The sequence below is a fragment of the Lysobacter enzymogenes genome (assembly GCF_017168095.1).
Taxonomy (GTDB): domain Bacteria; phylum Pseudomonadota; class Gammaproteobacteria; order Xanthomonadales; family Xanthomonadaceae; genus Lysobacter; species Lysobacter enzymogenes_D.
In genome coordinates, this window is sequence record NZ_LXSD01000330.1 from 1 (window position 1) to 4,623 (window position 4,623).

Sequence of the window (4,623 nt, forward strand, 5' to 3'; positions counted from 1 at the left end):
AGCGCCGCGGCCTCGGCGGGCGCGGCGCCGTCCGGGTCGGCCAGCTTGCCGCCGGCGCCGCTGCTGACCACCGGCGCCGCCGACAGCAGCAGCGGCCGTTCCAGCACGCCGCCGACCGCGAACACGGCGGCGATCGACAGCACCGCCACCGCCGCCATCGCCAGGCCCAGCGCGGTATCGCGCATGGCTTACAGCCCCGCGTTCTTGAGCCGGTTCAGATGAGCGCGGTAGACGCTGGTCGGATTGGCGCTGAACACGCCGCGCAGGCCGGCGATCTGGTTGACCTCGTCGAGATGGTTCCACTCGTAGTCGTCACGGATCACCTGGCCCCAGTGGCTGGAGCAGCGGCCGACCAGGCCGTCGTTGGCTTCGCCGCCGAACAGCAGGCCGCCGGCGATCATCGCCGGGTCCGACAGGTCCAGCCAGTTGGTCGAGTTGGACACGCCGCCGAACGAGTAGTAACGCACCCCGCCGACCGTCGCCGCGCCGCTGCCGCAGGCGCTGGCCGGCTTGCCCTGCGGATAGCGCGCGTTGAAGCGCGCCGAGCCGGCGCTGTCGAGCGCCTTCAGCGCGGCCAGCGAATCCTGCGGCGATTGCCCGCCGGACAGCGTGCCGATCAACGCAGCGAAGGCGTCGACGAACGAGGCCACCAGCGGCCGCAGCGGCGAGCCGTCGGGCAGCACCGCGCCGACCGTGTCGGCGACCTTGCTGCCGGCGTGCGGCGAGCCGATCGAGGTCATCGAGGCGATCAGGTCCGGCCGCACCGCGGCGACGTAACGCGCGGTCGGCCCGCCCTGGCTGTGCCCGACCAGGTTGAACTTGGTGTAGCCGTGCAGCGCCTTCAGGGTTTCCAGCTGAGCGATCAACTGCTCGCCGCGCATTTCGTTGGAATTGGCCGCCGACACCTGGGCCACGTAGACCGTCGCGCCGCCGTCGCGCAGCGCCTGCGGGATGCCGAACCAGTAGTCGTAGACGCCGCCGATGGCGTCGAAGCCGAACAGGCCGTGCACCAGCACTACCGGATAGCGGGTCTTGGTGTAGTCGTCGGCGCTGGCGGGGAAGGCCGCGGCGCAGCACAGCAGGGCGAACAGCACGGGCGCGCCGAACAGGCGGCGCAGGTTGAGTCGCGACATGGTCCCTCCGCAGGACACGACGGCGGCGCGCCGACGCCACGACTGTACGAATGGGTATGGCCCGGACACGCCGCGCTGCACCATACCGTGGGGAACTGTGAACTGGGCGGGCGAAACGGTGGCGCGCGGCGAGCGGAAATGCTGCGCCGCATCGTAATTTGCGCGGCAACTGTGTTGCGCGGTCGCGGCTCGCGCCGCTCCTACACGGAGCCCATGTAGGAGCGGCGCGAGCCGCGACCGCGAAAACCCAACCACGACGCCACCGCCCCATCCCCCGAATCGCCGACAATGGCAGCCCCCGCTGTCGACATCTGGACCCATGGGCCCGCAACGCATCGTCTGCCTCACCGAGGAACCCACCGAAACCCTGTACCTGCTCGGCGAGCAAGACCGCATCGTCGGCATCAGCGGCTTCACCGTGCGGCCGCCGCAGGCGCGCAAGGAAAAACCCAAGGTCAGCGCCTTCACCAGCGCCAAGATCGGCGAGATCCTCAAGCTGCGGCCCGATTTCGTGATCGGCTTTTCCGACATCCAGGCCGAGATCGCCGCCGAGCTGATCAAGCACGGCGTCGAGGTGTGGATCAGCAATCACCGCAGCGTCGACGGCATCCTCGACTACGTGCGCCGGCTCGGCGCGCTGGTCGGCGCGGGCGAACGCGCGACCGCGCTGGCCGCGCAGCTGGAACGCAACCTCGACGCCGCGCGCGAGCGCGCCGCGCGCCTGCCGCGCCGGCCCAAGGTGTATTTCGAGGAATGGGACAGCCCGCAGATCACCGGCATCCGCTGGGTCTCCGAACTGGTCGCCATCGCCGGCGGCGACGACGTGTTTCCCGAACACGCGGCGATGCCGCTGGCGCGCGACCGCATCCTGGCCGACCCGCGCGAAGCCGCGCGGCGCGCGCCGGACCTGATCCTGGGCAGCTGGTGCGGCAAGAAATTCCGTCCCGACCACGTCGTCGCGCGCGAAGGCTGGAGCGAGGTGCCGGCGGTGCGCGACGGCGAGCTGCACGAGGTCAAGTCGCCGATCATCCTGCAGCCGGGTCCGGCGGCGCTGAGCGCGGGGATCGAGGAGCTGAGCCGGATCATCCAAGGCTGGGCGCAGCGGCGGGCCGGGTGAGCACGAGGCCTTCGAATCGGGTTCGTCGTCGCTGAATTGTCGCGGTCGCGGCTCGCGCCGCTCCTACATGGGCTAGCTGCAGGAGCGGCGCGAGCCGCGACCGCGAACCCGCAACTGCGACGCGACTAGTCCGTCAACCGCCGGCGGAAATACACCACCCGCTCGGTCTCCTCGAACCCGCAGGCTTCGTGCGCGCGCTGCGAATCCAGGTGTTCGAGCAACGCATCGGACGCCAGTTCGCGACAGCCGCGCTCGCGGCCCCAGCGTTCCACCGCCGCGATCAAGGCGCGGCCGACGCCCTGCCCGCGCCGCTGCGGCGCCACGTACCAGCCTTCCAGGAACGCCACCGGCGAAGTCTCGGTGCCGTTGACGTAATCGCTGCGCACGCTGGCTTCGGCGAAACCGCACAGGCCGTCGGCGTCCTCGACCACGAACGCGGCCAGGCGCGCATCCCCGAACCAATCGTCCAGTTCTTCGGCCAGCTCCTGCAGCCGTTGCTGCGGCCACAGCTGCGCGCGCAACCGCGCCCAACCGGCGCGGTCGGCGGCGACGGCCGCGCGCACGCGCCAGGGCGGGTTCACGGGTACAGCATCCGCTTGCTGTACGCGCCTGCGAGATCGCTCTCGTACAGCCAGCGCTCGTGCAGGCGGAAGTCGGCGCCGTACCAGAACTCGAGCTTGTCCGCGCGCACGCGCAGGCCGGTCCAGCGCGGCGGCCGCGGCACGTCGCCCGGGAACGAACGCTCGGCCTCGGCCAGACGCCGTTCGAAGGTTTCGCGGTCCTCCAGCGTTTCCGACTGCTTCGACGCCCACGCGCCGAGCTGGCTGCCGCGCGGACGGCTGGCGAAGTACGCATCGGCTTCGGCGTCGGACACGATCTCCACCGCGCCTTCGACCCGCACCTGCACGCCATGGCGCACGCGCGGCCAGTGGAACAGCAGCGCGGCGTGCGGATTGGCCTGCAGTTCGCGGCCCTTGCGGCCGTCGAGATGGGTGTAGAACACGAAGCCGCGCGCATCGTGCGCCTTGAGCAGCACCGTGCGCACGGACGGGCGGCCGTCGAGCGAGGCAGTGGCCACGCTCATCGCGGTCGGATCGGGCTCGCCCGCGGCGCGCGCCTCGGCGAACAGCGCGTCGAAGGTGGCGAGGGCTTCGTTGAGCAAATCGGCGGTCTGGGTCATTGCGCTATTGTGAGCGCATGTCGCCGCGTCCGCATCTGCCCGCCCAGCGCGCATCCGGCCCAAACCAGGCCGAACCGGGCGCGTCCGCCACAACCGGCAAACCCGCCGGCCGCGACGCCGCGCACGGTTTCGCCGCAGCCTTCGTCGCCGCCGCGCTCGACGACGCGCTCGCCATCGCCGCAGCGCCCGGACGCGCGCGCCTCTACGCGATCAGCGGCGTGCAGGGCAGCGGCAAATCGACGCTGGCCGCGCAACTGGCCGCCGCCGCTCGCGCGCGCGGACTGCGCGCGGCGGTGCTGTCGATCGACGACTTCTACCTCGGCCGGCGCGAGCGCCTGCGCCTGGGCCGCCGCGTGCACCCGCTGCTGGCCACACGCGGCCCGCCGGGCACCCACGACCTCGCCCTGGCCTGCGCCGTACTCGACCGCCTGCGCGCAGGCGCCAGCGTGCGCCTGCCGCGCTTCGACAAACTCGCCGACACCCGCCTGCCGCCGTCGCGCTGGCCGCAGGCGCGCGGCGTCGATCTGGTCATATTCGAGGGCTGGTTCCTCGGCGCGCCGGCGCAGCGCGAGGACGAATTGATCGAGCCGCTCAACGCGCTCGAACGCGACGAAGACCCCGGCGGCGTGTGGCGCGCCTACTGCAACCAAGCCTTGGCCACCGGCTATCCCGCGCTGTGGTCGCGCCTGGACCGACTGCTGTTCCTGCAACCGCCGGGCTTCGAAGTGGTCGCCGGCTGGCGCTGGCAGCAGGAGCAAGCGCTGCAGGCCCGCCACCCGCGCCGGCAAGCGATGACCCAGGCCCAGGTGCGGCGTTTCGTCAGCCTGTTCGAACGCGTCAGCCGGCAAGCGTTGGCAACGCTGCCGGACATCGCCGACCGCACGATCATGCTGGATGCGCAGCGGCGGCCAGCGTCGATGCCGGTTGCTGGTCGATAACCGATCAGGCGGCAGCAACCCAACTCTGCCGCAATTTCTCGAAACCCGGCCTCCAACCGATCGACGCAGTTCGACCGCAGCGCCCGAACCCCCACAATCCCAACCCGTCATTCCGGCGAAAGCCGGAATCCATGTTGCCGTCGCCGCCGCTCTTAGCTCCCCCCGCCGCCCCGAACTCGCCACAGGCAAAAGGAGACCCGAAGGGCGGCGCACAGGATGTGCGCCGTGCGCCACCCAGGCCATGGATGGCCTGTG

At 71.3% G+C, this 4,623-nt stretch carries 6 protein-coding genes; 2 read left to right on the forward strand and 4 right to left on the reverse strand.

Going from position 1 to position 4,623, the window contains the following annotated elements; translation table 11 throughout:
• Together A7A76_RS11710 and A7A76_RS11715 are read right to left on the reverse strand one after the other, a co-directional pair.
• Positions 1 to 185 (reverse strand): hypothetical protein (locus A7A76_RS11710; RefSeq protein WP_206411349.1); only part of this gene is annotated, 185 nt, incomplete at its 3' end.
• Between the two features lie 3 nt (positions 186 to 188).
• Positions 189 to 1,133, reverse strand: a complete 945-nt coding sequence (locus tag A7A76_RS11715; RefSeq protein WP_206411350.1) for a triacylglycerol lipase — start codon at positions 1,131 to 1,133, stop codon at positions 189 to 191.
• A gap of 319 nt (positions 1,134 to 1,452) precedes the next feature.
• On the opposite strand from A7A76_RS11715, the gene A7A76_RS11720 reads away from it, so the two are divergent.
• Positions 1,453 to 2,250: a cobalamin-binding protein gene (locus tag A7A76_RS11720; RefSeq protein WP_206411351.1), complete on the forward strand. Its 798-nt coding sequence runs from the start codon at positions 1,453 to 1,455 to the stop codon at positions 2,248 to 2,250.
• A gap of 125 nt (positions 2,251 to 2,375) precedes the next feature.
• On the opposite strand, the gene aac(6') is transcribed toward A7A76_RS11720, so the two are convergent.
• Together aac(6') and pdxH are read right to left on the reverse strand one after the other, a co-directional pair.
• Entirely contained in the window at positions 2,376 to 2,831 is a 456-nt protein-coding gene (gene aac(6') / locus A7A76_RS11725) for an aminoglycoside 6'-N-acetyltransferase (RefSeq protein ID WP_206411352.1), read from the reverse strand.
• Entirely contained in the window at positions 2,828 to 3,430 is a 603-nt protein-coding gene (gene pdxH / locus A7A76_RS11730; protein WP_206411353.1) for a pyridoxamine 5'-phosphate oxidase, read from the reverse strand. Before pdxH ends, aac(6') begins: the two co-directional genes overlap by 4 nt.
• Positions 3,431 to 3,447: 17 nt before the next feature.
• Here pdxH and A7A76_RS11735 point away from each other — a divergent pair, with 17 nt between their 5' ends.
• Positions 3,448 to 4,368: a kinase gene (locus tag A7A76_RS11735; protein WP_206411354.1), complete on the forward strand. Its 921-nt coding sequence runs from the start codon at positions 3,448 to 3,450 to the stop codon at positions 4,366 to 4,368.
• Positions 4,369 to 4,623: the final 255 nt, after the last annotated feature.

Bases quoted from the DNA above. Each gene is read 5' to 3' on its own strand.
- A7A76_RS11715 (WP_206411350.1), bottom strand. From the start codon at position 1,133: ATGTCGCGACTCAACCTGCGCCGCCTGTTCGGCGCGCCCGTGCTGTTC.
- A7A76_RS11720 (WP_206411351.1), top strand. From the start codon at position 1,453: ATGGGCCCGCAACGCATCGTCTGCCTCACCGAGGAACCCACCGAAACC.
- A7A76_RS11735 (WP_206411354.1), top strand. From the start codon at position 3,448: ATGTCGCCGCGTCCGCATCTGCCCGCCCAGCGCGCATCCGGCCCAAAC.
- pdxH (WP_206411353.1), bottom strand. From the start codon at position 3,430: ATGACCCAGACCGCCGATTTGCTCAACGAAGCCCTCGCCACCTTCGAC.